25 protein-coding genes are annotated in these 26,321 nt (G+C 72.0%); 11 read left to right on the top strand and 14 right to left on the bottom strand.

The window, feature by feature from the left end; genetic code table 11:
• Positions 1 to 7: 7 nt before the first annotated feature.
• On the bottom strand, positions 8 to 1,210 hold the full coding sequence (locus tag ABG090_RS03955; RefSeq protein WP_347757479.1) for a N(5)-(carboxyethyl)ornithine synthase: 1,203 nt from the start codon (positions 1,208 to 1,210) through the stop codon (positions 8 to 10).
• 161 nt (positions 1,211 to 1,371) lie between these two features.
• Here ABG090_RS03955 and ABG090_RS03960 point away from each other — a divergent pair, with 161 nt between their 5' ends.
• Together ABG090_RS03960 and ABG090_RS03965 are read left to right on the top strand one after the other, a co-directional pair.
• Positions 1,372 to 3,036: an ABC-F family ATP-binding cassette domain-containing protein gene (locus tag ABG090_RS03960; RefSeq protein WP_347756604.1), complete on the top strand. Its 1,665-nt coding sequence runs from the start codon at positions 1,372 to 1,374 to the stop codon at positions 3,034 to 3,036.
• An 84-nt stretch (positions 3,037 to 3,120) separates the two neighbouring features.
• Positions 3,121 to 3,501: a VOC family protein gene (locus tag ABG090_RS03965; RefSeq protein WP_347756606.1), complete on the top strand. Its 381-nt coding sequence runs from the start codon at positions 3,121 to 3,123 to the stop codon at positions 3,499 to 3,501.
• 3 nt (positions 3,502 to 3,504) lie between these two features.
• Here the strand turns inward: ABG090_RS03965 and ABG090_RS03970 are convergent, their stop codons facing one another.
• Genes ABG090_RS03970 through ABG090_RS03980 form a run of 3 tightly spaced genes read right to left on the bottom strand, consistent with a single transcriptional unit; the run spans position 3,505 to position 6,824 of the window.
• A complete protein-coding gene (locus ABG090_RS03970) occupies positions 3,505 to 3,954 on the bottom strand; it encodes an Lrp/AsnC family transcriptional regulator (RefSeq protein ID WP_347756607.1) in 450 nt (149 codons plus the stop codon).
• Positions 3,951 to 5,288 carry an aspartate aminotransferase family protein gene (locus tag ABG090_RS03975; RefSeq protein WP_347756609.1) on the bottom strand — a complete coding sequence of 446 codons (1,338 nt, stop codon included), beginning with the start codon at positions 5,286 to 5,288 and terminating at the stop codon, positions 3,951 to 3,953. Before ABG090_RS03975 ends, ABG090_RS03970 begins: the two co-directional genes overlap by 4 nt.
• Positions 5,289 to 5,312: 24 nt before the next feature.
• On the bottom strand, positions 5,313 to 6,824 hold the full coding sequence (locus tag ABG090_RS03980) for an APC family permease (protein ID WP_347756611.1): 1,512 nt from the start codon (positions 6,822 to 6,824) through the stop codon (positions 5,313 to 5,315).
• Positions 6,825 to 7,005: 181 nt separating this feature from the next.
• Between ABG090_RS03980 and ABG090_RS03985 the strand changes: the two genes are divergently transcribed.
• Positions 7,006 to 8,247: a saccharopine dehydrogenase C-terminal domain-containing protein gene (locus ABG090_RS03985; RefSeq protein WP_347756613.1), complete on the top strand. Its 1,242-nt coding sequence runs from the start codon at positions 7,006 to 7,008 to the stop codon at positions 8,245 to 8,247.
• Between the two features lie 8 nt (positions 8,248 to 8,255).
• On the opposite strand, the gene ABG090_RS03990 is transcribed toward ABG090_RS03985, so the two are convergent.
• Positions 8,256 to 9,035: an alpha/beta hydrolase gene (locus tag ABG090_RS03990; RefSeq protein ID WP_347756615.1), complete on the bottom strand. Its 780-nt coding sequence runs from the start codon at positions 9,033 to 9,035 to the stop codon at positions 8,256 to 8,258.
• Positions 9,036 to 9,080: 45 nt separating this feature from the next.
• On the opposite strand from ABG090_RS03990, the gene ABG090_RS03995 reads away from it, so the two are divergent.
• From ABG090_RS03995 to ABG090_RS04005, 3 genes are all read left to right on the top strand, one after another.
• Positions 9,081 to 10,847, top strand: a complete 1,767-nt coding sequence (locus ABG090_RS03995) for a GNAT family N-acetyltransferase (RefSeq protein ID WP_347756617.1) — start codon at positions 9,081 to 9,083, stop codon at positions 10,845 to 10,847.
• Between the two features lie 64 nt (positions 10,848 to 10,911).
• Entirely contained in the window at positions 10,912 to 11,118 is a 207-nt protein-coding gene (locus tag ABG090_RS04000; protein ID WP_347756619.1) for a DUF2945 domain-containing protein, read from the top strand.
• A gap of 1 nt (position 11,119) precedes the next feature.
• Complete coding sequence (locus ABG090_RS04005; protein ID WP_347756621.1) at positions 11,120 to 11,575, top strand: YdeI/OmpD-associated family protein; 456 nt, start codon at positions 11,120 to 11,122, stop codon at positions 11,573 to 11,575.
• 23 nt (positions 11,576 to 11,598) lie between these two features.
• Here the strand turns inward: ABG090_RS04005 and ABG090_RS04010 are convergent, their stop codons facing one another.
• The gene (locus tag ABG090_RS04010; protein WP_347756623.1) at positions 11,599 to 11,913 is read right to left on the bottom strand and encodes a biopolymer transporter Tol; all 315 of its coding nucleotides are present in this window, start codon (positions 11,911 to 11,913) and stop codon (positions 11,599 to 11,601) included.
• Positions 11,914 to 11,916: 3 nt separating this feature from the next.
• Positions 11,917 to 12,339 (bottom strand): Hsp20/alpha crystallin family protein, encoded by a 423-nt coding sequence (locus ABG090_RS04015; protein WP_347756624.1) that lies wholly within the window; start codon positions 12,337 to 12,339, stop codon positions 11,917 to 11,919.
• Positions 12,340 to 12,479: 140 nt separating this feature from the next.
• On the opposite strand from ABG090_RS04015, the gene ABG090_RS04020 reads away from it, so the two are divergent.
• Both ABG090_RS04020 and ABG090_RS04025 read left to right on the top strand, forming a co-directional pair.
• Positions 12,480 to 12,935 (top strand): SRPBCC family protein, encoded by a 456-nt coding sequence (locus ABG090_RS04020; protein ID WP_347756626.1) that lies wholly within the window; start codon positions 12,480 to 12,482, stop codon positions 12,933 to 12,935.
• A 228-nt stretch (positions 12,936 to 13,163) separates the two neighbouring features.
• On the top strand, positions 13,164 to 15,266 hold the full coding sequence (locus ABG090_RS04025) for a DEAD/DEAH box helicase (RefSeq protein WP_347757481.1): 2,103 nt from the start codon (positions 13,164 to 13,166) through the stop codon (positions 15,264 to 15,266).
• Between the two features lie 91 nt (positions 15,267 to 15,357).
• On the opposite strand, the gene ABG090_RS04030 is transcribed toward ABG090_RS04025, so the two are convergent.
• The 4 genes from ABG090_RS04030 to ABG090_RS04045 form a co-directional block, all read right to left on the bottom strand.
• Positions 15,358 to 16,008, bottom strand: a complete 651-nt coding sequence (locus ABG090_RS04030; RefSeq protein ID WP_347756628.1) for a DsbA family oxidoreductase — start codon at positions 16,006 to 16,008, stop codon at positions 15,358 to 15,360.
• 44 nt (positions 16,009 to 16,052) lie between these two features.
• On the bottom strand, positions 16,053 to 16,520 hold the full coding sequence (locus ABG090_RS04035; protein ID WP_347756630.1) for a hypothetical protein: 468 nt from the start codon (positions 16,518 to 16,520) through the stop codon (positions 16,053 to 16,055).
• Between the two features lie 10 nt (positions 16,521 to 16,530).
• Complete coding sequence (locus ABG090_RS04040; protein WP_347756631.1) at positions 16,531 to 17,139, bottom strand: CDP-alcohol phosphatidyltransferase family protein; 609 nt, start codon at positions 17,137 to 17,139, stop codon at positions 16,531 to 16,533.
• A gap of 96 nt (positions 17,140 to 17,235) precedes the next feature.
• Positions 17,236 to 17,901 (bottom strand): TetR/AcrR family transcriptional regulator, encoded by a 666-nt coding sequence (locus tag ABG090_RS04045; protein WP_347756633.1) that lies wholly within the window; start codon positions 17,899 to 17,901, stop codon positions 17,236 to 17,238.
• Between the two features lie 71 nt (positions 17,902 to 17,972).
• Between ABG090_RS04045 and ABG090_RS04050 the strand changes: the two genes are divergently transcribed.
• The 3 genes from ABG090_RS04050 to ABG090_RS04060 all read left to right on the top strand — a co-directional run bounded on the left by ABG090_RS04050 (position 17,973) and on the right by ABG090_RS04060 (position 20,829).
• Positions 17,973 to 18,380, top strand: a complete 408-nt coding sequence (locus ABG090_RS04050; protein ID WP_347756635.1) for a VOC family protein — start codon at positions 17,973 to 17,975, stop codon at positions 18,378 to 18,380.
• Positions 18,381 to 18,461: 81 nt separating this feature from the next.
• Complete coding sequence (locus ABG090_RS04055) at positions 18,462 to 20,099, top strand: MDR family MFS transporter (protein WP_347756637.1); 1,638 nt, start codon at positions 18,462 to 18,464, stop codon at positions 20,097 to 20,099.
• 28 nt (positions 20,100 to 20,127) lie between these two features.
• Positions 20,128 to 20,829, top strand: a complete 702-nt coding sequence (locus ABG090_RS04060; protein ID WP_347756639.1) for a hypothetical protein — start codon at positions 20,128 to 20,130, stop codon at positions 20,827 to 20,829.
• Between the two features lie 9 nt (positions 20,830 to 20,838).
• Here the strand turns inward: ABG090_RS04060 and ABG090_RS04065 are convergent, their stop codons facing one another.
• From ABG090_RS04065 to ABG090_RS04075, 3 genes are read right to left on the bottom strand one after another with little or no spacing between them, the layout of a single operon-like run.
• Entirely contained in the window at positions 20,839 to 21,999 is a 1,161-nt protein-coding gene (locus tag ABG090_RS04065; RefSeq protein ID WP_347756641.1) for a Rossmann fold nucleotide-binding protein, read from the bottom strand.
• A 10-nt stretch (positions 22,000 to 22,009) separates the two neighbouring features.
• Positions 22,010 to 25,075 carry an AAA family ATPase gene (locus ABG090_RS04070; protein ID WP_347756643.1) on the bottom strand — a complete coding sequence of 1,022 codons (3,066 nt, stop codon included), beginning with the start codon at positions 25,073 to 25,075 and terminating at the stop codon, positions 22,010 to 22,012.
• Positions 25,072 to 26,226: an exonuclease SbcCD subunit D gene (locus ABG090_RS04075; RefSeq protein WP_347756644.1), complete on the bottom strand. Its 1,155-nt coding sequence runs from the start codon at positions 26,224 to 26,226 to the stop codon at positions 25,072 to 25,074. Before ABG090_RS04075 ends, ABG090_RS04070 begins: the two co-directional genes overlap by 4 nt.
• Between the last annotated feature and the right edge of the window lie 95 nt (positions 26,227 to 26,321).

Here is a 26,321-nt window from a genome sequence, read left to right on the forward strand (position 1 = left end):
GCGCTCCCTACTGCGCCGCGATCCGGCGGTGCGGATACTCGGACTCGCGGCTCTGGAAGCTCAGGATGCTCGGGTTCTGGATCACGCCGTCACGGATCTCGATCGCGCGCGCGATGGTGTGGTCGGCGTCCCACGATGCCGGCCCCTCCATGACGGTGCGGAGGAACGGCAGCAGCGCCTCGCTGATCTCCCAGGTGGCCGCGTTCCACAGATACGACGGGCTGTGGTCGACGGCGTAGTAGTGCACGCCCTCGCCGACCGTGAACATCGGGTCCTCGAAGCCGGTCGGCTTCGCCCATTCGAAGCCCATGCCCTCGTCGCAGGAGACGTCGATGATGAGGCTGCCCGCCGCGAAGCCGTCGAGATCCTCGGTGCGCAGGTAGGTCATGGGGGCCGAGACGTCCTGCAGCGTGCAGTTGACGACGATGTCGTGCGAGGCCAGGAAGTCGGGCAGCAGCACGCTGCCCTCGTCGGTCAGCACCTCGCTGAGGTGGATGGGGCCGCCGTCGGTGTTGAGCTGGGTGATGTGCGCGCCGTGGATCGGCGAGCCGACCGCCGCGACGCCACGCTGCGTGAGCACCTGGATGTCGTGGATGCCGAGCGCATTGAGCGCGGTCACGGCGCCTCGCGCCGTCGCGCCGAAGCCGATGACGACCGCGCTGCGGCGCGGCCCGTAGTCGCCCGTCGATCCGATCAGCTGCAGCGCGTGCAGCACCGAGCTGTAGCCCGCCAGCTCGTTGTTCTTGTGGAACACGTGCAGGCTGAAGTCGCCCCGGCTGTTCCAGTGGTTCATGGCCTCGAAGGCGATCAGCGTCAGCCGACGGTCGATCGCGGTCTGGGTCATCGCCGCATCCTGCACACAGTGCGGCCAGCCCCACAGCACGCCGCCCTCGGGCATCGCGGCGACATCCGCCCCCTGCGGCTTCGGCAGCAGCAGCACGTCGGCCGATGCGAGCACCTCTGCGCGCTCGGCAACGCGACCGACGCGCGACTCGACGTAGCCGGGCTCCAGCTGGAAGTCGGAACCGTAGCCGCGCTCGACGATCATGCGCTCCCGCACGTCCGCGTCGATGCGGTCGAGGTGGAGCGGGTGGATCGGCAACCGCCGCTCGTTCTCCATCGAGGAGTCGGCGAGCAGGCCGAGCGCGAGCAGCCCGCCGCTCGACAATCCGGTCGGCTCTGGCACGGAGGTCGGCGTGGCACCGGACATCGGGACTCCCATCGTCGGGAACCAAAGGCAGCTCCGGCTCCTGAGCGTACGCGTCCCGCGCGCGGATGGGCGCGAACGGTGCTGCGCCTTCGAGCGGGCCATCCTTGAACGCGACATGCTCTGAGCGCCGTTGCAGCCCGCAGCGCTGAGAGAATGGGCGGATGACCGCAACCCTCGTGGCCCAGGGCCTCGCCGGCGGCTACGGCCACCGCACCCTCTTCGACTCGCTCGACGTGACCGTCGCGCCCGGCGATGTCGTCGGCGTGGTCGGGGCGAACGGCGCGGGCAAGTCGACGCTGCTGCGGTTGCTGGCGGGCGTCGATCAGCCGCAGGCCGGTTCGGTCGCGCTCGCGCCCGCCGACGCGTTCGTCGGGTTCCTGCCGCAGGAGCACGAGCGCGTGGCGGGGGAGAGCGTCGTCGACTACATCGGCCGTCGCACCGGATGCGCGCAGGCGACGGCAGACATGGATGCGGCAGCGCTGGCGCTCGGCGACCCCACCCTCGCGCCCGCCGGCGTCGATCCGGCAGACGCCTACTCGAGCGCGCTCGAGCGCTGGCTGGCGAGCGGGGCCGCCGACCTCGACGAGCGCATCCCGGTGGTGCTCGCCGAGCTCGGCCTGCAGCTGCCGGGCGACGCCGCCGAGCACGCCATGATGACCGCGCTCTCGGGCGGCCAGGCCGCGCGCGTCGGCCTCGCGGCACTGCTGCTGTCGCGGTTCGACATCGTGCTGCTCGACGAGCCGACGAACGACCTCGACCTCGATGGGCTCGCGCGGCTGGAGTCCTTCGTGCAGGGACTGCGCGGCGGCGTGGTGCTGGTCAGCCACGACCGTGAGTTCCTCGCGCGCTGCGTCACGCGCGTGCTCGAGCTCGACCTCGCGCAGAGCTCGAACCGCATCTACGGCGGCGGCTACGACGCCTACCTGGAGGAGCGGGCCACCGTCCGGCGGCATGCTCGGGAGCGGTACGACGAGTTCGCGGAGCAGAAGGCAGACCTGGTCGCTCGCGCCAGGACGCAGCGGGAGTGGTCGAGCCAGGGCGTGCGGAACGCGATGAAGAAGGCGCCCGACAACGACAAGATCCGCCGCCGAGCGGCCACGGAGTCGAGCGAGAAGCAGGCGCAGAAGGTGCGCCAGATGGAGAGCCGGATCGCGCGGCTGGACGAGGTGGAGGAGCCGCGCAAGGAGTGGCAGCTCGCCTTCACCATCGGCGCGGCCCCGCGCTCGGGCACGGTGGTCTCGACGCTGAGCGCCGCCGTCCTCCGCCAGGGCTCCTTCACGCTGGGGCCGCTGTCGCTGCAGGTGAACGCGGGGGAGCGCATCGGCATCACCGGGCCGAACGGCGCCGGCAAGTCGACGCTGCTGCGCGCCCTGCTCGGTCAGCAGCAGCCGGACGAGGGGTCCGCGAGCCTCGGCGCGAGCGTGCGGATCGGCGAGATCGACCAGGCGCGGTCGCTGCTGACCGGCTCGACGCCACTGGCGGCAGGGTTCGAAGCGCTCGTGCCAGAGCTCGCCTCCGGCGAGGTGCGCACCCTGCTGGCGAAGTTCGGCCTGCGCGCCGACCACGTCGGCCGCCCCGTCGACGAGCTGTCACCGGGCGAGCGCACCCGCGCCGCGCTGGCGCTGCTGCAGGCGCGCGGCATCAACCTGCTGGTGCTCGACGAGCCCACCAACCACCTCGACCTGCCAGCCATCGAGCAGCTCGAGCAGGCACTGGAGACCTACGACGGCACGCTGCTGCTCGTCACGCACGACCGGCGGATGCTCGAGACCGTGCGCACCGACCGGTACTGGCGGGTCGAGGCGGGCCAGGTCGTCGAGCGGTAGCACCCGTCAGTCGAGCGCCCGGCTCCATCCGACCCCTTGCGCACGCGCGGCCTGCGCTCGATACTGCGCTCGGAGGCGCAGATCATGGACTACACGCAAGGATTCAGCGGATTCGCGGTGCCCGACGTTGCCGCGGCCACGGCGTTCTACACCGACGTGCTCGGCCTGCAGGCGTCGGAGGAGAACGGCATGCTGCAGCTGGCGATGCCCGGCGGCGCGACCGTGCTCGTGTATCCGAAGGAAGACCATGCGCCTGCCGTCTTCACGGTGCTCCACCTCGGCGTCGACGACCTCAGCGCGGCGGTCGAGGAGCTCACGGCGCGCGGTGCGACGTGGGAGCGGTACGAGGGCTTCGACCAGGACGAGCGCGGCATCGCGCCGGGGAACGGTGAGGGCCCGGACGTCGCCTGGACGACCGACCCGGCGGGCAACATCGTCTCGGTGATGCAGCTGCCGGGCGACTGACGCTCAGCGCACGCCCCACGCGTAGGACTGCTGCTGCAGCTTCAGGTACATGAGCGTGTCGGTCTCGCGCACGCCCTCGATCGCGCGGATGCGGTCGGAGACGAGCTCGAGCAGGTGGGCGTCGCTCTCGCACACCACCTCGGCGAGCACGTCGTACGTGCCGGCGGTGATGACGACGTAGACGGCCTCGTCGAGCGCCGCGAGCGCCTCGGCCACGGGCTCGAGACGCCCGGAGGCGCGGATGCCGATCATCGCCTGCCGCGCGAAGCCCAGCTGCGTGGGATCGGTGACCGCGACGATCTGCATGACGCCGGCATCCGTCAGCCGCTTCACGCGGTTGCGCACGGCCGTCTCGCTGAGTCCCACGGCAGCCGCGATCGCGGCGTACGCCGCGCGCCCGTCGTGCTGCAGCTCGGCGATGATCGCCTTGTCGGTCTCGTCGGGCTCGGTCACAGTCGGGCCCACGCCTCGGTCAGCACCCCGCGCAGGATCTCGGCCATCTCGTCGAAGTGCTGCTGGTCGCAGATGAGCGGGGGAGAGAGCTGAATGACGGGGTCGCCGCGGTCATCCGCTCGACAGTAGAGGCCGGCCTCGAACAGCGCGTCCGAGAGGAAGCCGCGCAGCAGCCGCTCGCTCTCCGCCTCGTCGAACGTCTCCCGCGTCTCCCTGTCCTTGACGAGCTCGATCCCGTAGAAGTAGCCGTCGCCGCGCACGTCGCCGACGATCGGCAGGTCGCGCAGCCCTTCGAGCGCTGCCCGGAATGCGCCCTCGTTGGCCCGCACGTGCTGGAGCACGCCCTCCTGCTCGAAGATCTCGAGGTTCTTGAGGCCCACCGCGGTCGCGACCGGATGGCCGCCGAAGGTGTAGCCGTGCGCGAACATCTGCCCTGGCTCGCGGAAGGGCTCGAAGAGCCGGTCGCTCGCCAGCATCGCGCCGAGCGGTGCGTAGCCGCTGGTGAGCCCCTTCGCGCAGGTGATGATGTCGGGCTGGTAGCCGTAGCGCTCCGCGCCGAACATCGTGCCGAGCCGGCCGAAGGCGCAGATCACCTCATCCGAGACGAGCAGCACGTCATGCTCGTCGCAGATCTCCCGCACACGCTCGAAGTAGCCCGGCGGCGGCGGGAAGCAGCCGCCGGCGTTCTGCACCGGCTCGAGGAACACCGCCGCCAGCGTGTCCGGCCCCTCCTGCTCGATGGCTACGCCGATCTGGTCGGCGGCCCAGCGGCCGAAGGCCGCTGGGTCATCGCGGTGCAGCGGGGCCCGGTAGATGTTCGTGTTCGGCACCCGGAAGGTGGAGGGCACGAGCGGCTCGAACATCGCCTTCAGGTCCGGCAGCCCCGTGATGGAGAGCGCACCATGCGTGGTGCCGTGATAGGCGATGGCGCGGCTGATCACCTTGTGCTTCAGCGGCTTGCCCGTGAGCTTGAAGAAGTTCTTGGCCAGCTTCCACGCGCTCTCCACCGCCTCGCCGCCGCCGCTGGTGAAGAACACCCGGTTGAGGTCGCCGGGGGCGAGATCCGCCAGCTTGTCGGCCAGCGCGACCGCGCTCGGGTGCGCGTACGACCAGATGGGGAAGTAGGCGAGCGTGCTGGCCTGCTCGGCCGCAGCCTGCGCCAGGTCGGTGCGCCCGTGGCCGAGCTGGTTGACGAAGAGCCCTGCGAGGCCGTCGAGATAGCGCTTGCCGCGGTCATCCCAGACGTACGCCCCCTCGCCGCGCACGATCGTGGGCGTGCGCTCGGCGCTGCCCATGCGCGTGAAGTGCATCCACAGGTGCTCGCTGTCGGCCATGCTGCTCCTCGTCGACGGATCTGATCAGCGGTTCGGGTCGGTCATGTCCACGCGGATGATGGCCTGCTCCGCGGTGCTCGGCTGCTCATCCCAGAACCGGCGGTCGCGGACGTACCAGAGCATCATCAGCACGACGCCGGTGGCGAAGATCCCGATGCCGAGCACGAGCGGCGGGCCGAGGCCGAACCACGCCGTCCCCGAGTAGGAGTTCTCCGGGTTCCCGTAGTCGATGATCGCGGCGACCAGCAGCCAGATGAGCATCAGCGAGCCCAGCACCGGTCCGACGCCGATGAGCAGGAAGCTCTTGACGCTCTTCGTGAGCCGCTTGCGGAAGTAGACCGCGCAGGCGATGCCCGTCAGCGCGTAGTAGAAGGCGATGAGCAGCCCGAGCGCCGTGAGCGTGTCCCACAGCGCCGTCTCGCTCAGCAGGCCCACGCCCAGGTAGTAGGCGATCGCGATGCCGGCGACCCACCAGGTCGAGACATCGGGCGTGCGGAAGCGCGGGTGGATGCGGCCGAACATCTTCGGCAGCGCGCCGCGTCGAGCCATGCTGAGGCCGGTGCGCGAGGCGGGGATGATCGTGGTCTGCGTCGAGGCGATGGCCGACGTCGCGACCGACAGCATGACGACCCAGGACCAGGGGCCCATGGTCTCGCTCGCGAGCACCTGGAAGACCGCTTCTTCCTCGCCCGCGTTCTCTGCCAGGAATGCGTCGCCCGCCAGCGCCACGACGGCGATCGTGACCGAGAGGTAGGTGACGAGCAGCACGAGTGTCGACCAGATCGCGGCCTTGCCCGGCGACTGCGACGAGTTGGAGGTCTCCTCGGTGAGGTTGACCGCCGACTCCCAGCCCCAGTAGGCGAAGACACCGAGCAGCAGCGCGGGAGTGACCCCGGCCCAGCCGCCGCCGAACGGGTTCAGCCACTCCCACGAGGGTGTGACCGAGTCGAATGCCGAGCTGTTGGAGGCCACCTGCACGAGCGCGACCACCGCGAACGCCAGCAGGGAGAGCACCTGGAAGACGATGAGCACGTTCTGCAGCCGGGCCGAGATCTCGGTGCCCCACACGCAGATCGCGGTCATGAGCAGGATGAGCAGGACGGTGAGGATGCGGATGAGCACCGGGTCGTAGGCGAGATCCTCGAGCCCGAACGTGAGCAGCGAGTAGCGCACGCCCACCTCTGCGAGCGATCCGACGATCAGCACGCCGGTCATGGTGATGGCCCAGCCGCCGATCCAGCCGAGCCACGGGCCCATGGCGCGCGTCACCCAGGAGAATGTGGTGCCAGAATCCTGGTCGACGGTGTTGAGGTAGTAGAACGCCGAGGCGATCAGCAGCATCGGGATGAAGCTCGCAAGCATGATGCCGGGAGCGTGCACGCCCGTGTAGAGCACGAGTCCGCCGATGATCGCGGCGATCGTGTACGCGGGCGACGTCGACGCCAGGCCGATCACGAGGGCGTCGAAGAAGCCGATCGCGTCGGCCTTGAGGCTTGGACGGCTCTCGGCCGCGGTGCTGGTGCGTTCCTCGGTCACGGCCGCCCCTTCGGAGTGCGTCGGCGGACACTGCGGAGCATCTTCGCCTGCACCGCTGTATCCGCACTTGTTGGTCGCCGACACTACTGAATCCGTCGCCCTTCCACTAGAGTCGCCGTCATTCAGCATCATCGTCCGCGCGGCGGAGCGCGGTGGGATGCCGGTGCGAGAGGAGCGGTGCATGCGGATCCTGCTGGTGGGTGCCGGAGGCGTGGGTGGCGCGTTCGCCGCGATCGCGGCACGGCGAGACTTCTACGAGGCGATCGTGATCGCCGACTACGACGAGGCCCGTGCGCAGCATGCTGCGGCGGTCGACGCCCGGTTCTCGGCCGCGCAGGTCGATGCATCCGACCCGGAGTCGGTGGCAGCGCTCTGCAGGGAGCACGCGATCACGCACGTGATGAATGCTGTCGATCCTCGCTTCGTGATGCCGATCTTCGACGGTGCGCTCGCCGCGGGTGCCGATTACCTCGACATGGCGATGAGCCTGTCGAAGCCGCATCCCGACCACCCGCACAGCAAGGTCGGGGTCAAGCTCGGCGACGAGCAGTTCGCGCAGGCAGCCGAGTGGGAGGCAGCGGGGCGGCTCGCGCTCGTGGGCATCGGGGTCGAGCCCGGTATGTCGAACGTGCTGGCGCGCTACGCGGCCGACGAGCTCTTCGGCAGCATCACCGAGCTCGGTACGCGCGACGGCGCGAACCTCGCGGTGCACGACGACGATGGCAACGAGATCTTCGCGCCGTCCTTCTCGATCTGGACGACCATCGAGGAGTGCCTCAACCCGCCGGTGATCTGGGAGCGCGCACGGGAGGGCGAGGCCGACGGCGGCTGGTTCACGACCGAGCCGTTCAGCGAGCCGGAGGTCTTCGACTTCCCCGAGGGCATCGGCCCGGTGGAGTGCGTGAACGTCGAGCATGAGGAGGTGCTGCTCATGCCGCGCTGGATCGACTGCGAGCGCGTGACCTTCAAGTACGGGCTCGGCAGCGAGTTCATCGGCGTGCTACAGACCCTGCACACGCTCGGGCTCGACAGCACCGAGAAGGTGCGGGTCGGCGGCGTCGAGGTCTCGCCGCGCGACGTCGTCGCGGCCTGCCTGCCGGATCCCGCGACGATCGGGCCGAAGATGACCGGCAAGACCTGCGCGGGAGTGTGGGTGCGAGGCATCGGCACGGACGGGCAGCCGCGTTCCACCTACCTGTACCACGTGGTCGACAACGCCTGGTCGATGGAGGAGTACGGCCACCAGTGCGTGGTCTGGCAGACGGCCATCAACCCGGTGATCGCGCTCGAGCTGCTTGCGACCGGCGTGTGGTCGGGCAGCGGCGTGCTGGGGCCGGAGGCGATGCCTCCGAAGCCGTTCCTCGACCTGCTGGGGGAGTACGGCAGCCCATGGGGGCAGATGGAGGTCGCCCCGGCGGGGTGACTGCAGCCCTACGACTCGCGCGCCACGTCGGCGAGCAGCATCCCCGGCCACCGAGCGACGTCGGCCGGCGTCGACGCCACGTGCAGCGTCGCATCGGGCAGGAGCCCCACGAGGCGCTCGGCGGTCGAGAGTGGATGCGACGGATCCCCGATCCACGCCAGGATCGTCGTCGGCATCCCGAGGGTCGCCAGCAGCTCGGGCGCTGGGAGGTCGCTCTGCGCCGCACCGCGCAGCACCGAGGGCAGCAGCGCCTCCGCTACCTCCGGTTCCGTCGGCGGTGCGACGGCGTTCGCGGGGGGCGGGGCGGCGTCCTGCTCGGCGGCGACGAGGCTCGAGAGCCCGTGCTGCTCGACCAGCGCGGCAACACGCAGGTACTCCTGCGCGCGCGGCACGCGCGTCTCCCAGGCGGTCGCGGGCACCATGAGCGTCAGCCCGCTGAACCGATCCGGCTCCCGCACCGCAGCGTGCAGGAGCGTCGCGGTACCCATCGACGGCCCGACGCCATGGACGCGCTCGTGCGGGAACCACGCATCCAGCAGGCGCAGCAGGTCGTCGGCCAGCACCGACCAGCGGTAGTCGTCGGGCACCGGGCGGCCGGTCGAGCGACCGTGGCCGCGAGCGTCGTATCGCAGCAGCCGCGTGCCGCTCAGCCCGCGTCCCAGGTCGAGGTGCAGCAGCCGGTCGCGGAGGCGGCTCGAGGTCAGGCCGTGCAGCTGCACCACGGGTCGGCCGCCCTCGTCGCTCAGCTCGACGTCGAGCTCGGCGCCAGGAACGCTGAAGGTCGGCACGGCGGCTCCCGGGTCGCAGAGGCAGGGGCTCCGTAGGATACCGGCATGCGGCTGACCAACGTGGCGCACCTGCGACTGCCCTTCGGTCGGCTGCGCGGCTTCGACGTGGTGACCACGCCGACCGGCGTGGAGCTGCCCGTGTCGTTCGATCAGCGGCGACACGTCGGCGCCGGCGAGCGTGCGGGCTCCTGGATGGCGCTCTCGTTCCGGATGCGCGAGCCGGTCGCGCTCGACGACCTCTCGACCGCGTGGATGGCCGTCATCGCGCGGCACGCGACGCTGCGGACGGCGTTCACGCAGGGTGCCGACGGACCGCGGCTGCACGAGGTGGAGGTGCGCCCGGGCGCGTGGGTCGAGCATCCGATCGCGGCGGGGCAAGCCGTGAACGACGCGCTGCGCGACGTGCTCGACGCTGCCTGCTCGCCCTATCGCTCCCCGTCGCACCGGCTCTGCGTGCTCGAGTCCGCCGAGGGACCGACGGTGGTGCTCGCCGCCGATCACGCGCACGTGGACCTGTGGTCGATGCTGGTGCTCGTGCGCGATCTGCTCACGGCGCTGGGCGAGGTGCGCGAGGGGCGCGAGCCGACGCTGCCGCCCGCGCCCGCCTTCGCCGACCACACGCGCGAGCTGCGGCGGCGCGACCGCGCGCCGGATGCGCTGCGACGGCGCTGGGCCGACGTGCTCGAGGCGAGCGGCGGGGTGATGCCACGGTTCCCGCTGCCGCTGGGCACGGCCGAGGCGCCGGAGTCGGAGCGCGTGGAGGTGCGCGACGTGCTCGACGTCGACGACAGCGCCGCGTTCTCAGCGCAGGCTCGCGACGGGAGCGTCTCGACACTGGCGCTCGTGATCGCGGCGATGACCGCGGTGACGCAGGAGCTCGCCGGCACGCCGCTGCGGGCGGTGTTCCCCGTCCACAGCCGCTACGACGCGCAGTGGCATGACGCCGCGGGGTGGTTCATCACCAATTCGGTGCTCGAGTCGGCGGATGCCAGCCCGCGCGCGAGCGCGGCGGCCGTCAAGGAGGCGGTGCAGCTCGGCTCGTGGCCGCTCGAGGATGTGCTGCAGCCCTGGGGCGGCATGCCCGAGGCTCCAGGCATGTTCGCCATCTCGTGGCTCGACCTTCGACGCCTGCCGGTGCGCATCGACGCGGCCGGCCTGCAGGCGCAGTACGTGGGCGCATCCATCCGCACCGACGGCGTGATGCTGTGGTTCATCCTCGACGAGGCAGGCCTGCACCTGCGCTGCCGATATCCGGACACCGCGGAGGCGAGGGACAGCGTGGGCGCATGGCTCGATGCGCTCGTCGCCCGGCTGCGGACCGAGGCGCGCACCTCGGCCGGTGACCGCCTGACGATTGGCGGGCGTCGCTTCCGCGTGCGCAGGGCCGTGCGCGACGACGTGGCGGCGCTCGTGGCGCTGCTGTCCGACGACGACCTCGGACGGGCGCGAGAGGGCGCGGAGCTCGCGCGCTACGAGTCGGCGTTCGACGCGGTCACCCGCGACTCGACGCACTACCTCGCCACGGTCGTCGACGAAGCCGAGCGGGTGGTCGGAACGATGCAGCTGTCGATCATGCCGGGGCTCTCGCGCGGCGGCACCACCCGGCTGCAGATCGAGGGGGTTCGGGTGGCGGCGCATGAGCGCTCGCACGGCCTGGGCTCGGCGATGCTCGAGTGGGCGCACGAGCACGGCCGCGCCCGCGGCGCCGCACTCGCGCAGATCACGACCGACCGCACCCGCGAGCGGGCGCGCGCCTTCTACGCCCGGCTCGGGTACGACGACAGCCACGTCGGGCTCAAGCGTCCGCTCTGAGCCGCACTGTGCGCGCCCGCCGCGTCGGCGTACAGTGCCGTCAACGGATCGAGAGGAGCCGCGCATGGCGTTCAGCAAGGGTGACGAGGTCAGCTGGAACACCAGTCAGGGCGAGACCCATGGCACGGTGCAGGAGCAGCGGGTCGAGGACTTCCAGTTCGACGGCCAGCAGTTCCGCGCCTCCGACGAGGAGCCCTACTACATCGTGGAGTCGGCCAAGAGCGGCGCCAAGGCGGCGCACAAGGAATCGGCGCTCAGGAAGCGGGCCTGACGTGGGCGAGCTGCGCATCCGCACCCTGATCGAACGGCGGGGTCCGGCAGCGGCGATCGTGCTCGACGACGAGCAGGTCGCGTCGCTGGGCGGCGCGAGGAACGCGCCCGTGACGCTCACGGTCGGCGACGCGACCGTGCGCACGCGCATCGGCCAGCGAGCGGGCGAGAACCTGCTCGGGCTGTCGAAGGAGCGGCGTGAGGCGCTCGGCGTCGAGGCGGGCGACGAGGTCGATGCCGTGATCGCGCTCGACGATGCGGAGCGCGAGGTGGAGCTGCCGCCGGAGCTCGATGCCGCGCTCGCCCAGGATCCTGCGGCGAAGACCGCCTTCGAGGGCCTCGCTCCCTCTCGGCGGAAGGAGATGGCGCGCGGCATCCGCGAGGCCAGGGCCGCCGAGACGCGTGAGCGCAGACTCGAGAAGGCGCTCGACGAGCTGCGCCGCCTCGCTTCTGGCTGAGCGGCGGCCGCGACGCTCCGGCGTCAGGACGCTGGGGGCGCGAGCTCGTCGAGGGTCGCGAGCCGCTCCTCGGCGCGCGCCGCCCGATCCGCCTCGGTCAGATCCCACCAGGCATCGCCGCGCTCGCCGAGGCCCTCCTTCGCGAGCTGCACGCGCTCGCGTGCCGCGTCGCGGTCGCGGTCGGACTTCGCGAGCCGCACCGCCGACCGTGCGCGGCCGAGGTGCGACCGCAGTCGCTCGGCCGCATCGGCGGGCAGCGCCGGATCCTCGGCCCGCCAGCGCCGACCGTCGACGACGATCCACCGACCGTCGGGGGTGCGCTCGTGCTCTCGTGACACCGCTCAGCGACGCTCGATCGGGATGTGACGCAGCTTCGTGCCGACCGGCCCGAGCCCCACGCGAACGGTGAGCACGCCATCCTCGTAGGCGGCCGTGATGTCGTCGTCACGTGCGCCCTGCGGCAGTCGGATGTCGCGGGCGAGCGCCCCGTAGCGGAACTCGGTGCGGTGCGGCTCGCGCCGCTCACGGTGCCGCTCGGCGTGGATGCGCAGCACCCCGTGCTCGATCATCACGTCGATGTCGCGCTCCGGATCCAAGCCCGGCAGCTCCGCTCGGACGACGAACGCGTCGTCCTCGATGACCTCCTCGACGCGGATGCCCGGCAGCGGGCTCTTGCCATCCCAGCCGCCCATCAGCGCGAACGCATCGACCCACTCCGTGAACGGCGGGAAGATCGGATGCTTCCTGGCACTCTCCGTGGTCATGGCGAGCTCCCTCCGTCGGCCAGCTGCCTGGCTCCTGTCTACTCCCGATCGGTGAGGCGGGCAACGGGCCGCGGGCACTGCGCGCGCTCGCTGGCCATCGCCGGTGGTGATGCCGAGCGTGCTCGTGCTTCGATGGCGGCATGAGCGACACCACCAGCACCGAGTCCCGCATCGTCAGCGCCAGCCGCACGATCGAGGCGCCCGCCGACGTGATCTTCGAGCAGATCGCCGATCCGGCCAAGCAGCCGGCTTGGGACGGCAATGACAACCTGGCCGAGGCACCGGAGGGTCAGCGCGTGCACGCCGTCGGCGAGGTCTTCTCGATGCGGCTCACCAACGGCGCGGTGCGCGAGAACCACATCGTGGAGTTCGAGGAGGGCCGCCGGATCGCCTGGAAGCCCGCTGAGGAGGGCAAGCCGCCGATCGGGCACCTGTGGCGGTGGGAGGTCGAGCCGGAAGGCGCCGGCGCGCGCGTGACGCACACCTACGACTGGACCGACCTGCACGACGAGCAGCGGATGAAGAAGGCCCGCAGCACGCAGGCCGAGCAGCTGCTCGCGTCGGTCGACCGGCTTGCCCGGCTGCTCGAGGGCTGACTCTCCACACGGGACGTAGCGCGCGCACGCGCCACGACGGGGTAGCATGGGCGTCAGGCGTCAGCTTGCCGGTTCTCGCCGGTGCCGCATCGCGGCATCCTCGCACCGCAGCCGCCGCCGCCGGCGCGACGATCCGCCGCCTTGCTCGAGGCGCTCGTCGTGGCACGAACGCCGGAGCCATTCCATCGGCTCCCCTCGAACGGAGGACATGTGGCCGACGCCGCAACCATCGATGCTCCCGAGACGGACGCATCCCCCGAAGCACCCGCGCGCGATCGCGACGCACTCATCCCGCAGCTCGCCCGCGCCGTCCGGCAGGTCGAGGCGGGCGTCAAGCGCGGCGCGGTCTCGCGCTCGACGCGCGTCAAGCTGCAGGTCGTCGCGATGCTCGCCCGCGAGGAGCGGGCTCGCGTGCGCGCCGACACCGCCCTCACCGACGCCCAGCGCGCCGAGGACCTGAAGCGGCTCGACGGCATCGCGATGATCCTCGCGAAGGCCGCCAGTCGGGAGCCCACGCTGCTGCCGCTGCTCGGCGAGGGCGCCCCGATCAGCGACGCCGTGCGGGAGCGCAAGCGCGAGATGATGCTCGACGCGGGCCTGGAGCCCGAACCCGAGCAGCACTCCGCCCCGGAGCCTGAGCGGCAGGAGCCGCAGGCGCCGCAGGTGGTGCCGCAGTCGGTGCGCCGGGTGCAGCTCGCGAACCCCTTCCTCGAGCCCGACCTCGAGCACGTGCGCCGCAAGCCTGAGCGCGACCGACTGGCCGGCTTCGACCTGCTCTCGCCGCTCTACCTCTCGTTCGAGGTCGCGGCCGACGGCAAGCCCGCCTGCATGCCGCTGCCGGAGCCGAAGCAGCGCCTGGCGCCGGGAGGCAAGGAGTTGATGCACCACCAGGCGCAGCTCGTGCAGGCGGCCCGCGAGGGCCACCGTGCGTTCCTGCTCGCCGACGAGCCCGGCCTCGGCAAGACCGCGCAGGCGCTTCTCGCAGCGCAGGCGGCGGGCGCGTTCCCGCTGCTCGTCGTGGCCCCCAGCGTGGTCAAGATCAACTGGGCCCGCGAGACCGAGCGCTGGGTGCCCGGCCGCCGCGCCGCCGTGGTGCAGGGCGACGGCGACAACCTGGATGCGTTCGCCGACGTGGTGATCGTGAACTACGAGGTGCTCGACCGACACATGGGCTGGCTGGAGCGCTTCGGGTTCCGCGGCATGGTCGTCGACGAGGCGCACTTCATCAAGAACACGCGATCGAAGCGGTCGCGCCACGTGCTGCAGATCGCGGCCGCGCTCCGCGAGCGCGTCGGCAATCCGCTGCTGATGGCACTGACGGGCACGCCCCTCATCAACGACATCGAGGACTTCGGTGCGATCTGGCGGTTCCTCGGCTGGATCGACCAGAAGGAGCCCAACGCCGAGCTCACGGATGAGCTCGAGGAGATCGGGCTGACGCCCATGGATCGGGGCTTCTACCCGGCAGCGCGCAAGGCCGTCATCGACATGGGCATCGTGCGTCGTCGCAAGATCGACGTCGCCAGCGACATCCCCGCCCGTCGCATCGCCGACATCCCGGTCGAGCTCGACGAGTCGGAGGTGCGATCCATCCGCGCGGCCGAGCAGGACCTCATCGATAGGATGCTGCGTCGCTACGACGCCGCGCTGCTGCAGCGCCCGGCCGACCAGCATGCCGTCGTCGACGAGGACCTCATCCGCCGCATCGCTCGCAGCGAGGTCGAGACGCAGGAGGGCGGCACCGGCGAGAACGTCTTCGCGCTCGCCCGCCGCATCGGCCGCGCGAAGGCCGACCTGGCCGCCGACTACGCGGCGCAGCTCGCGCACTCGGTGGGCAAGGTGGTCTTCTTCGCCAAGCACATCGACGTGCTCGACACGGCCGAGCGCACGCTCGCGAAGGCCGGCCTCAAGACGGTCTCGATCCGCGGCGACCAGACGCCGACGCAACGGCAGAACGCCATCGACGCCTTCACGAACGACGACTCGGTGCAGGTGGCCGTCTGCTCGCTCATGGCCGCCGGCGTCGGCGTGAACCTGCAGGCAGCCGCCGACATGGTGCTCGCCGAGCTCTCATGGACCGACGCCGAGCAGACGCAGGCGATCGATCGCATCCACCGCATCGGCCAGTCGATGCCCGTCACCGTGTGGCGCATCCTCGCCGCGCAGACGATCGACACGCGCATCGCCGAGCTGCTCGACGCCAAGGCGGGGCTGATCGGCCGCGCGATCGACGGAGCCACGGGCGAGGAGCCCACGAGCGGCGACCTGCGGCTCGAGGCTGTGACCGGCATCCTGCGCGACGCGGTCGCGGCGCGCAGCGCTCAGGCGTAGCGACCGGCAGTTGCCGGGCGCGGATCGGGGATTCGCGTCCGGCCGCTCGCGCCGGTGGCGACCGCGGCGGGGTCAGCTCGCTGCGGCGTCCTCAAGCGACAGCGCGCGCCTGCTCCAGCGCCTGCGTGAAGACCTCGGCGGGCTGTGCGCCCGAAAGCCCGAGGCGCATGTCGAAGACGAAGAACGGCACGCCGGTCACGCCGATCTCGCGCGCCTGCGCGACGTCGTCGTGCACCGCGGACAGGTAGCGCTCGTCAGCGAGCGCGGTGCGGATCTCCCGCTCGTCGAGGCCTGCTCGCACGCCGATGGCGGCGAGCGCATCGACGTCGCCGATGTCGATGCCACGCTCGAAGTGCGCCGAGAGCAGCGCCTCCTTCACGGCATCCGCACGACCCGGCGCCTGCTCTTCCTTCGCCTTGGCGAGGTGCAGCAGCTGGTGTGCGCGCAGGCTGTTGGCCACCACCAGCCGGTCGAAGTCGTAGTGCAGGCCTTCGCCCGCGGCCTGCGTGCTGACGTGCTCGACCATCTGGCGCACCTGCTCGACCGCCATGCCCTTGCGGCTGGCGAGGTAGTCGACCTCGGTGCCGTCGTAGTGCTCGGGCAGCGTCGGATCGAGCTGATAGGAGTGCCAGGTCACGGTGACCGCGTCCCTGTGCTCCCAGGTGCCGAGCGCTCGCTCGAACCGGCGCTTGCCGATGAAGCACCACGGGCACGCGACGTCGGACCAGATATCGATCTGCATGCTGTGGGCAACGCCCACCGCCCGGGCCTATTCCGCGACGGCGCTCAGCGGGGCAGCTCGTCGATGAGCGCGTCTGCCTCGGGGTCGTCCCAGTCGTCCAGATCGAAGTCGTCGTCGGCATCGTCGCCGACCGCGGCGCCGGCGGCCGGCGCGGGCACGTCGTCGGTGACCGTGTCGGCCTCGGTCTCCTCGTCGCCCAGCCAGGCGTCGGCGGCCGCTTCGAGATCGACATCCTCGCGCTCGTCGAGGTCATCGTCCTCGCGCTCCTCGTCTTCCGCGAGCTCCTCCCGCAGCCACTGCGCGAGTGTGCCGTCGGCCTCGGCGTCGACCATCGCCTCGACGTTCGCCTCGTCGAGCAGCAGGATCGCCGAGACGCGATCATCGTCGCGCCCGACGATCGAGTCGTCGTCGCCTTCCTCACCCGCGACACGCTCGACCGAGTCGTGCCAGTTCGCCATCACGTCCTCGACCAGGCCTGCGATGCGCTCGCGGTCGTCCATCCAGTCGGTCATTGCGCCCCCCTCAAGCGTCTGCCTCTCGTTCAGTCTGCACCCGACGGTGGCGACGCGCCTGCAGGATGTAGTCGGTGCCGGCCACGACGTGCAGTCCGACGCCCAGCAGCATGAGCGTCATGCCGACGGGCATCGCCCAGGGCAGCACGGTGTGCCCGAGCAGCAGCACCACGATCGCGGTCAGCAGCAGCGCGGTGCGGGCCTTGCCCGTCCAGGAGACGTGGATGCTGCCAGCTCGGGCAGCCTTGCCGGCAAAGACGACCGTGGCGACATCGACGGCGAAGATCACGCCCAGGATCGGCCAGTCGACGGCGCCGCCGAGCGCGAGCGCGAGCGTGACGCCGATGATGCCGATCCGGTCGGCGACCGGGTCCATCACCTCGCCGAAGCGAGACTCCTGATGCAGCGCGCGAGCGAGCACGCCGTCGATCCAGTCGGTCGATGCCCAGATCGCGAGCATGATGACCGGCAGCCACGAACCCTGCGCGCCGACCACGATCAGCCAGCACACCGGCACGAGCAGCAGCAGCCGTGCGAGCGTGATCGCGTTCGGCAGCGTCCAGATGCGGGTGAAGTAGGGATCTGCCGGATCGCGGTCGCGCGCCGAGATGAGGGGCATGAGCCCTTGATAGCACAGCGGCGCGCCCATGCCGCGACGCGGCACCATCGCACCGGGATCCGGCAGTGCGCCGCGCGCGCTCCTGGCAGCCAGTGGCTAGTCGCCTGCCGAGCCCACAGCGTCGCCCTGCGCGAGGCCGCGGCGAGCCATCTCGACCACGCGCCACGCCAGGTGGTCGCGGGTCTCGGCGTCGATGGAGCGCAGCGGACCGTCGAGGGTCAGGGTGGCGAAGCCGTGCACCGCAGACCACGCGAGCGCCTCGGCACCGGGCCTGGCGGCGGCCGAGAGCTCGCCGGCAGCCTCGAGCTCGTCGAGCGCCCGCTCCAGCTGCTCGTAGGGTGTTCGTCCGCACGCCCCCCGCGCGTCCGGGTCATGGGCGGCATCGAGGTTGCGGTGGGCGCGGAAGGCGAGGCGGAACAGGCCGGGCTCGCGCCACGCCGACTCCATGTAGGCGAGCCCGACGGCGGCGAGCTGGCCGTCGGCCCAGCGGCGACGATCCTCCGCCGACGCGGTGCCGGGCGCCACCATTGCCATGCGCTCCTCCATGGCATCCGCGACCAGCGCCTGCGCGCGCTGCGCCAGGGCGGAGACGAGCTGCTCGTGGTCGTCGAAGTGGCGGTAGACGGCAGACGGCGAGACGCCGACGATCCGCGCGAGCTCCCGCAGGCTCACCGCGTCGGGGCCGCCCGCTCGCGCGACATCGAAGCCTGCGTCGAGCAGCGCTCGACGCAGATCGCCGTGGAAGTAGCCGGATCGTGCCATCACCCTTGACGGTACCCGTCGACGGGCATAATGTGAACGCCGTTCACACTCGATCGGCGCAAGGAGTCCTCATGGCCGTGCAGATGGTCTTTCCCAATCACGCAGTCAGGGATGTCGCGCGTGCCACTGCGTTCTACGAGGCGCTCGGCTTCGCGGTGAACCCTCAGTTCAGCGACGAGACGACCAGTTGCATCGTCGTGAACGACCAGGTCGCCATCATGCTGCTCGAGCACGAGCGGTTCGACGAGTTCCTCGTCGGTGATCAGCGGCGGGCTCCCGAGGGAGCGCTCGAGAACCTGCTGGCAATGCTCTTGGGAAGCCGCGAGGAGGTCGATGCGTTCTCCTCTGCGGGCACGGCCGCGGGCGGTACTCTTTCCAAGCCTGTCGAGGCGAACGAATGGGGCATGTACGGCGGTCAGCTCACGGATCTCGACGGCCACATCATCGACTTCTTCTTCATGGAGGCACCGCAGGGCTGAACCTGCGGCCTCCTTCCACGCGACGACGCGACCCAGCGAAGACGCCTCCGCTGGGTTGCTCGTCGCCTTCCCGAAAGCACCATGCAGATCGACACCCAGAACGAGCGGCCCACGCCGTCGACCGAAGCGGCGACGCCGCAGCGACTCCCTGCAGGAGGCGCGCTCGTCATCGCCACGCTCCTGATCTCGGCATTCGTGGTCATCCTCAACGAGACCGCGATGAACGTCGCCATCTCGACGCTTATCGAAGATCCGACGCTGGCGATCGACGAGCGTGCCGCGCAGTGGCTGACCACCGCCTTCATGCTCACGATGGCCGTCGTCATCCCCGCCACCGGTTGGCTGATGGCCAGGTTCAGCAAGCGCACCCTGTACGTCGCAGCGATGGGAGCCTTCGTCGTCGGGAGCCTCATCGCAGGCTTCTCGCCGTCGTTCGCGCTGCTGCTGCTCGGCCGCGTCGTGCAGGCGTCCGGCACCGCGATCGTCTTCCCGCTGCTGATGACCACGGTCATGGAGCTCGTGCCGCCCGCACGCCGCGGCGCATTCATGGGCACCATTTCGATGGTGATGTCCGTCGCGCCGGCACTCGGCCCGACGGTCTCGGGCGCGGTCCTGCAGTTCGCGTCCTGGCGCTGGATCTTCCTGGGCGTGGCGCCGCTCGCGCTGCTGATGCTGCTCGTCGGCGCTCGCAACCTCGGCGGCGGCGCGCAGGAGCACCGTCCCCGGCTCGACGCGCGCTCCATCCCGCTCGCGGGCCTGGGCTTCGGAGGCCTCGTCTACGGGCTGTCGCTCATCGGAGCCCAGGGGCTGCCGGCGTGGCAGCTGCCGGCCGCACTCGGCGTCGGCGCGGTCAGCCTCACGGCGTTCGTGCTGCGGCAGCGTCGGCTGCAGCGCACCGATGACGCGCTGCTCGACCTGCGCACGTTCCGGCATCCGCTGTTCACCACCACAGTGCTGATCATGGCGTTCGCGATGGCCGCCATGTTCGGCACCCTCATCCTGCTGCCGCTCGTGCTGCAGGACGCCCTGGGTCTGGAGCCGCTGCAGGTCGGGCTCATCACCATGCCGGGAGCGCTGCTGACCGGCCTGCTCGGCCCGGTGGTCGGCAACCTGTACGACCGCTGGGGCCCGCGGCCGCTCGTGATCCCGGGCGGCTTGGTCGTCATGGCGGCGCTGCTGCTCTACACGACCCTGCAGAGCTCCACGCCGTGGTGGATGGTGCTGATCATGCAGATGGTCCTGATGCTCGGCTTCGCCTTCACCTTCCCGCCGCTGTTCACGGTGTCGCTCGCCTCGCTGCCCAGGCACCTCTACGGGCACGGCTCGGCGATCGTGGGCACGGTGCAGCAGGTGGCAGGCGCCGCCGGCACCGCGGCATTCGTCACGATCATGGCCACGCGGCAGACGCAGCTCGTCGCGGAGGGGGTCGCGAGCGGCGACGCGCTGCTGGAGGGGGCGCGGGCCGCGTTCATGGGCGCAGCAGCGCTGTGGATCTTCGGCATCGTGGCGACGTTCTGGATGCGGAAGCCCGCCGACACCGTGCCCGACGAGCGCGAGCACGTTGAGCTGGCGCCAGAGGCGCAGCCTGCGCCGCTGGCGCACGAGTCGCAGTCTGCGCCGCTGGCGCACGAGGCACAGCCTGCGCCGCTGGCGCACGCGCACGAGGCACAGCCTGCGCCGCTGGCGCACGCGCAGGAGCGCGCCGACGAGCCACGCTGACCGCGTGCGGTGCGGATAGATTGCCAGCGTGGACGACATCCTGCGGTTCGCCGGCAACTACTGGTGGCTGATCTTCATCATCGGTCCCGCCATCGGCGGATGGATCGGCGGCGCGGCGAAGTACAACGAGCGACGCCGACGCGACCGGATCGAGCTGGAGCGCGTGCGACGCGCACCGATCATCCCGGTGGCGGGCGCGGCGCACGCGCCGCAGCAGCACGACGAGGCGCAGCAGGCGGAGCGGGATCGTCAGGCGGCACGGGTGCTCGCCGATCACGACGAGGCGGATCGTCGCTGGCTCGACTTCGAGCTCGACGTCGCGAAGCTCATCGACTACCCGCTCGTGACCGACATGCGAGAGCCCCTCACCCAGACGTTCCACCGCGCCAAGCGCGTCGCCGACGGCCTGCGGCCGGATGACCCGAGTGCGCTGCGGCCCGACGGGGCCCTCGAGCGCTATCGCGAGGCGGTGCGCGACTACGAGGTCGCCTTCGAAGCGGCAGTGCGGGAGGCGAAGCGGCGCGCGCAGACGGGCTTCAGCGAGGCCGAGCGGGGACGCCTGCAGGCGGCGCAGCGGCTCATGGCGCTCGCCGAGAGCGAGGCATCGACGCCCGCGGAGCGGCAGAGCGCTTACCGGCGCGCTCAGAAGGAGCTCGATGGGCTCATCGCGCTGCCGGAGGCCACCACGCAGGACATCGAGCGCCGCATCGCGGGCGAGCTCGAGGCGTAGCGACGCCCGTCAGCGCCGATCCGCGGGCGCGGCCGCGTGCAGCACCGTCTCCATGGGGAGCGGCTCGAAGGCCGCGATCTTCGCGACCGCGTCCGCGGTGCTGTCGACCAGTGCGATGCCGGCCTCGCCGGGCTTGCCGCGCATCACCGCCTGCAGCAGCGGCCACGCCGGCATGGTCTCGGTCCAGAAGCGCTCGCCGAGCAGCACGAGCGGCGCCCAGGCGCCCTCCTCGGCGTAGGAGTTCTCGCACGCATCCTGGAACACCTCCTGCACCGTGCCGCCGGCGCCGGGCAGCACCACGATGCCGGCATTCGCGACCCGCAGCAGGATGTCTTCGCGCACCGAGTTCTGGAAGTACTTCGCGATCGCGGTGGCGAACGAGTTGGGCGGCTCGTGACCGTAGTGCCAGGTCGGGATGCCGAGCGAGACGCCGCTGCCGACGCGCTTCGCCACCGCCCGCGCGGACGCGATCCACGCGGGGATCGAGCCGTGGAACGAGGGCACGGCGGCCAGCTCATCGATCGCGGTGTCGAGCTGGTCAGGGGAGAGGGCGACCGCGCGAGCGCCCAGGTTGCCGGCCTCCATGGCGCCGGGGCCGCCTCCGGTGGCGACGACCTTGCCGGCGCGCGCGAGCCCGTGGGCGAGGTGCGCGGCCTGGCGATACGCCTCCGAGTCGCGCGCGAGCGAATGCCCGCCCATGATGCCGACGATCTGCTTGCCCTGCACCCAGTCGGCGAGTGCGTCGTCGATCGAGTGGTCGTGCAGCGCGGCGGCGAGCGTATCGGCCACGTCGTGGTGGCGCGTGCGCGACCAGGCGTAGACGCGAGCGTCGAAGCTCGCCTGATAGCCGTGCTCCAGCCCCTGCACGAGGTCGTCGGGCGTGTAGAGCGCGGAGCGGTAGGCGTTGAAGGGGGTGTCGGGCACATCGTCGAAGACGAGTGCGCCATCGCCGATCAGTCGCTCCTTGACGTCGCTCGGCAGATCGGCACCGAGGAAGAGCGAGCCGGCGCCGTGCAGGCGCTCCAGCACCTCGCCGCGCTCCCGCAGGTCGACATCCTGGATCCGCCAGCCATCCATGCTGGTCGCCCCGCCGGCGAAGTGATCGAAGGCCGCGAGCGACGAGATGTCGAGCTGCCGGCCGTGCTGCGGTCGTTGATCGAAATCGCGCATGCGGGGGAGCCTACCCAGCCCGCCGCCGAGGGTCGCGGCCGTTGTGGGGATCCCCAAGCGCATCGCTGCCGGTCACGACGATGCGACTGCCGCCGCCGGGGACGGGCACGACGCGGATGCGCGACGGGATGCGCTCCTGCATCTGCTGCACGTGGCTGATGACGCCGACGCTGCGACCGCCGACGCGCAGCTCGTCGAGTGTGGCCATGGCGGCCTCGAGCGTGTCCTGGTCGAGCGAGCCGAAGCCCTCGTCGACGAAGAGCGTCTCGAGCGAGACGCCGCCCGCCTCGGCCTGCACGACGTCGGCGAGACCGAGCGCCAGCGAGAGGGATGCGAGGAAGGTCTCGCCGCCGGAGAGCGACCGCGTCGTGCGTGCGACGCCCGTGTGCGCGTCGACCACCGCGATGCCCAAGCCGCTCGCCTTGCCGTGCGACGCGCGCTCCTCATCGTGCACGAGCGTGAACCTGCCGCCGGTCATCGCCGCGAGCCGCGCGTTCGCCGCCTCGATGATGGTCGCGAGCCGGGTGGCCAGCACATACGTCTCGATGTCCTGCGCGCGCTCGTTCTTGCCGTCGAGCGCCCGCGCGAGCGCTCGCACCGTCGCCGCGTGCTCGGCGCCGTCGGCGAGCGAGGCGATGGCGTCCCTGGCGGCGGCGAGATCGGCGGCTGCGAGCCCACGGGTCGTCTCGGCTGCTGCGGACGCGCGCGCCGCCTGGGCGGCGGACGTCGAGGCTTCGCGGAGCGCAGCCTCGAGCGGCTCGAGCTCGGGTGGCTCGCCGAGGTCGGCGAGATCGGGCTGTGCGAGCACGCCTCGCGCCTCCGCGACCGCCTCGTCGTGCGCGGTGACGCGCTCGCGCGTCGCCGCGCGGACGGCGCGCTCGAGCCGCATCGCCGCGGTCGCGTCGCGGCCGGGCAGATCGTGCGCGGCGAGGGCGGCGGTGCCCGCCGCGGCTGCCGCCGACTGCTCGGCGCGCGCCCGCGCGGCCTCGGCGTCCGCGTCGAGCCAGCCGCGCAGCGCATCGCGCACACTGGATGTCGCCGCCAGCAGCGACGCCGCGTCCGGATGGCCGCGCAGGCCGTGCTCGAGTCGTGCGCGGCTCTCGTCGAGCCGCGCACCGGCGGCGGCGGCGTTCCCGGCTCGCACTTCAGCGTCCCGCTCCAGCTCGGCGATGCGTCGGTCGAGCAGCGCCGCCTCCTCGTCGTGCTCGGCGAGCTCCCGCGCGGCGGCGTCGCGCGCGGCGATGGCGGTCTCGGCATCCCGCAGGGCGGCCGCCGCTCGGTCGAGCTCATGGTCGAGCGATGCGCGGTCGGCGTCGCCGCAGCGGCCGAGATGGCCGGCGCGCTGCCGCTCGAGGTCGACGAGCGCGTCGTTCGCCGCGCCCGCAGCTGCCAGCGCGAGCGTGCTGCGCTCGAACGCTGCGGCGACGTCGTCCGCGGTCACTGCCTCTGGCGCCGCGGCGTGCGGCGACGGATGCTCGACGGCGCCGCACACGGGGCAGGGCTCGCCGTCCGCGAGGGTGCTCGCCAGCTCGCCAGCCATGCCATCGACGCGCGCGGCCTGCAGCCGGTGCACCTCCTCTGCCGCCTCCCGCTGCGCAGCCGCGGTGCGGGCAGCCGACGCCTGCGCGGCGGCGATCGGCTCGGCCAGCGCATCGGCGGCCTCGCGTGCGGCGACCCGCTCTCGCGCCGCGGCCACGCGCACGGCGGCGGCGTCCGCGCCGCTCGCGAGCGCGCCGGCTGCGGCGCTGGCGTCGATGAGCGCCTGGCGCGCCGCAGGCGCGGCCGCCCGCGCTCGCTTCGCATCGGCGACCGCCTCCGCGGCCTCGGACGCCGCCGATGACGCCGCCTGCGCGGCGCGCTCGAGCTCCGGCAAGGAGTGCTCGACCCGCCTCGTCTCTGCCGCCAGCGCGGCGGCCTCGGCGGCCACATCGTGCTCGACCTCGACCGCGTCGCGCTGCGGCTCGACGCCCTCCGGCAAGGTGGCCGTCGCCTCGCGCAGGGCGACCGCTGCTGTCTCGACCTCGATGTCGGCTCTCGTCCAGCGCTCCAGCGCCCCGGCGACCTCGGCGGCGCGGTCGGCGTCCGCGAGCCGCGCGCGATCCGCCTCGATGGATGGCGCCGCATCGGCGAGCCGGGCCAGCGCTGCCGCTGCGGCGTCGCGCCGCGCGATGCGCTCCAGGACCGCCAGGGCCGCGTCGCGCGCCGACCGGGCGGTGCCCTCCGCCGCCGCGGCGGTCGCCGCTCGCGCAGCGCATCGATCGACGTGCGCGGCGATGGCGGCCTCGAGCGCCGCGAGCTCCGCCTCGCCGCCCGCTGCCGGTGGGCCGCCGTCGTCGGCCGTCGGCGCCTCGTCGTCCGCGCCGGGCGCTTCGTCGTCCGCGGCGGCAGCGGTGCCGTCGTCGGCGCACAAGGATGCGGCGGCCTCCCGGACGCGCGCGGCTCGGTCGTCGCGCATCCGCTCGAGCTGCTCGCGCTCGGCATCGACGGCTCGCGCGTCCGCCAGCAGGAGCTCGCGCAGGCGGCGCATGCTGCCGGTGCCGAAGAGGCGCTCGAGCAGTGCCTTGCGCGCCTTGCTGTCGGCCTGCAGGAACTCGGCAAAACCCCCCTGCGCGAGCAGGATGACCTGCAGGAACTCGTCCTTCCGCAGGCCGAGGATGCGGCCGATCTCCGTGCTCGCGTCGTCGACGCTCGTCGCCAGCGTCTCCCAGGCGCCGGCCCGCAGCTCCCAGAGCGTCGCGGTGGCGCGCTCCCTCGTGAGCCCGCTGCCGCGCAGCTTCGGCCGCTCGTACTCGGGCGTGCGGCGCATCCGCAGGATCCGGTCGCCGACCGCGAGCTCCAGCTCGACCCAGGTGGTCTCGGCCGGTCCCGCGAGATCGCTGCGCACGTGCGGCGCGCCCGCGTAGCGAGGTGCGCTCCCGTAGAGCGCGTAGGCGATGGCATCGAGGATGGTCGACTTGCCCGCGCCCGTCGGCCCGGCGATCAGGTAGAGCCCGTCGGCATCGAATGACGCGAAGTCGATCTCGAACCGATCGCGGAACGGTCCGAACGCGGCGAGCTCGAGTCGCAGCAGCTTCACAGCGCCGCCTCGGCGGCCGACGCGCGCGCGAGCGCCTCGCGCACCAGCGCCGCCTCAGCGTCATTCGCGCCGACCCCGGCGCGGACGTGCGCCAGGAAGTCGTCGACGACCTCCGCCTCGCTGCGCCGGGCGAGCCGCGCGCGCAGCTCCGGCGTCGTGCCCGCCTCGCCGCCGATCCACTGCACCTCGGCGGCGTGCGGCCAGCGCTCCTGCAGCCGCCGCATCGCGTCCACGGGCCGCAGCCGATCGGTGAGCAGCGCCCGCACCCAGTCACCCTCGGAGCCGGCGAGCGAGGCATCGGCCAGCAGCTCGTCGAGCTCGCCCCGGATCGTCGTGAGTGCCCGCGGCACGGGCAGGCTGAGCCACTCGACCGATGCCAGGCCGTCGGCGTCCAGCTCGACGATCCATCCGCCGCGCTCCGGGGAGCGCTCGCGGAAGGAGTAGTGCAGCGGGGCCCCGGAGTAGCGCACCGCCGGCGAGAGCGTCTGGCGCGAGTGGATGTGGCCGAGGGCGACGTAGTCGACGCCGTCGAGCAGCGTGAGCGGCACGACGTCCAGCCCGCCGGCGGTGATGTCGCGCGGCGCGTCGTCCTCCGGCTCGGCGATGCCCGCCGCGAAGCAGTGCGCGAGCACGACCGCGCGGCCGGGATGCTCGGCGCGGGCGCCGCGCACGGCATCCATCGCCCACCGCATGGCGTCTGCCTGGCTGGCGATGCCCGCCTCTGGCAGCGACGCGCGCAGCGCCACCGGCTCGAGGTAGGGCACCGCGAACAGCTGCACCGGGCCGTGCTCGTCGGCGAGCTGCACGCGCCACGACTCCGGCTCGAGCGCCCGGGTGCTCAGATGGAGACCGCCTGCGCTGACGAAGCCGGCGTTCGCGCCCAGCCGGGCCGCGGAGTCGTGGTTGCCGCTCGACAGCACGATGACCGCCCCCGCGGCGCGGATCTCGGCGAGCGCACCGGAGAGCGCCTCGACGTGGCGCCCCGCGGGCATCGCCGAGTCGTAGACGTCGCCCGCCACCAGCACCACGTCGATCCGATGCTCGCGCACGAGGCGGGCGAGCTCGCGCAGCACCTCGACGAGCGCGTCGACGGTCTCGGAGCCGTGGAACGTGCGCCCGACATGCCAGTCGGAGGTGTGCAGCAGCCGCATGGCTCCACGCTAGAGGCCACCGCCGACGTCATCGGCAGGCCGCGCGCGCCGATAGGATCATGGGAGCCTCCACCCCCACCTCGAGAGGGTCTGTC

Origin of the sequence: Agrococcus sp. ProA11 (assembly GCF_039880525.1) — a bacterium.
GTDB classification, from domain to species: Bacteria; Actinomycetota; Actinomycetes; order Actinomycetales; family Microbacteriaceae; genus Agrococcus; species Agrococcus chionoecetis.

What these genes read in the sequence shown, in the direction of transcription:
- ABG090_RS03955 (WP_347757479.1), bottom strand. Translation starts at nt 1,210, where the DNA reads ATGTCCGGTGCCACGCCGACCTCCGTGCCAGAGCCGACCGGATTGTCG.
- ABG090_RS03960 (WP_347756604.1), top strand. Translation starts at nt 1,372, where the DNA reads ATGACCGCAACCCTCGTGGCCCAGGGCCTCGCCGGCGGCTACGGCCAC.
- ABG090_RS03965 (WP_347756606.1), top strand. Translation starts at nt 3,121, where the DNA reads ATGGACTACACGCAAGGATTCAGCGGATTCGCGGTGCCCGACGTTGCC.
- ABG090_RS03975 (WP_347756609.1), bottom strand. Translation starts at nt 5,288, where the DNA reads ATGGCCGACAGCGAGCACCTGTGGATGCACTTCACGCGCATGGGCAGC.
- ABG090_RS03985 (WP_347756613.1), top strand. Translation starts at nt 7,006, where the DNA reads ATGCGGATCCTGCTGGTGGGTGCCGGAGGCGTGGGTGGCGCGTTCGCC.
- ABG090_RS03995 (WP_347756617.1), top strand. Translation starts at nt 9,081, where the DNA reads ATGCGGCTGACCAACGTGGCGCACCTGCGACTGCCCTTCGGTCGGCTG.
- ABG090_RS04000 (WP_347756619.1), top strand. Translation starts at nt 10,912, where the DNA reads ATGGCGTTCAGCAAGGGTGACGAGGTCAGCTGGAACACCAGTCAGGGC.
- ABG090_RS04015 (WP_347756624.1), bottom strand. Translation starts at nt 12,339, where the DNA reads ATGACCACGGAGAGTGCCAGGAAGCATCCGATCTTCCCGCCGTTCACG.
- ABG090_RS04020 (WP_347756626.1), top strand. Translation starts at nt 12,480, where the DNA reads ATGAGCGACACCACCAGCACCGAGTCCCGCATCGTCAGCGCCAGCCGC.
- ABG090_RS04030 (WP_347756628.1), bottom strand. Translation starts at nt 16,008, where the DNA reads ATGCAGATCGATATCTGGTCCGACGTCGCGTGCCCGTGGTGCTTCATC.
- ABG090_RS04035 (WP_347756630.1), bottom strand. Translation starts at nt 16,520, where the DNA reads ATGACCGACTGGATGGACGACCGCGAGCGCATCGCAGGCCTGGTCGAG.
- ABG090_RS04040 (WP_347756631.1), bottom strand. Translation starts at nt 17,139, where the DNA reads ATGCCCCTCATCTCGGCGCGCGACCGCGATCCGGCAGATCCCTACTTC.
- ABG090_RS04045 (WP_347756633.1), bottom strand. Translation starts at nt 17,901, where the DNA reads ATGGCACGATCCGGCTACTTCCACGGCGATCTGCGTCGAGCGCTGCTC.
- ABG090_RS04050 (WP_347756635.1), top strand. Translation starts at nt 17,973, where the DNA reads ATGGCCGTGCAGATGGTCTTTCCCAATCACGCAGTCAGGGATGTCGCG.
- ABG090_RS04055 (WP_347756637.1), top strand. Translation starts at nt 18,462, where the DNA reads ATGCAGATCGACACCCAGAACGAGCGGCCCACGCCGTCGACCGAAGCG.
- ABG090_RS04065 (WP_347756641.1), bottom strand. Translation starts at nt 21,999, where the DNA reads ATGCGCGATTTCGATCAACGACCGCAGCACGGCCGGCAGCTCGACATC.
- ABG090_RS04075 (WP_347756644.1), bottom strand. Translation starts at nt 26,226, where the DNA reads ATGCGGCTGCTGCACACCTCCGACTGGCATGTCGGGCGCACGTTCCAC.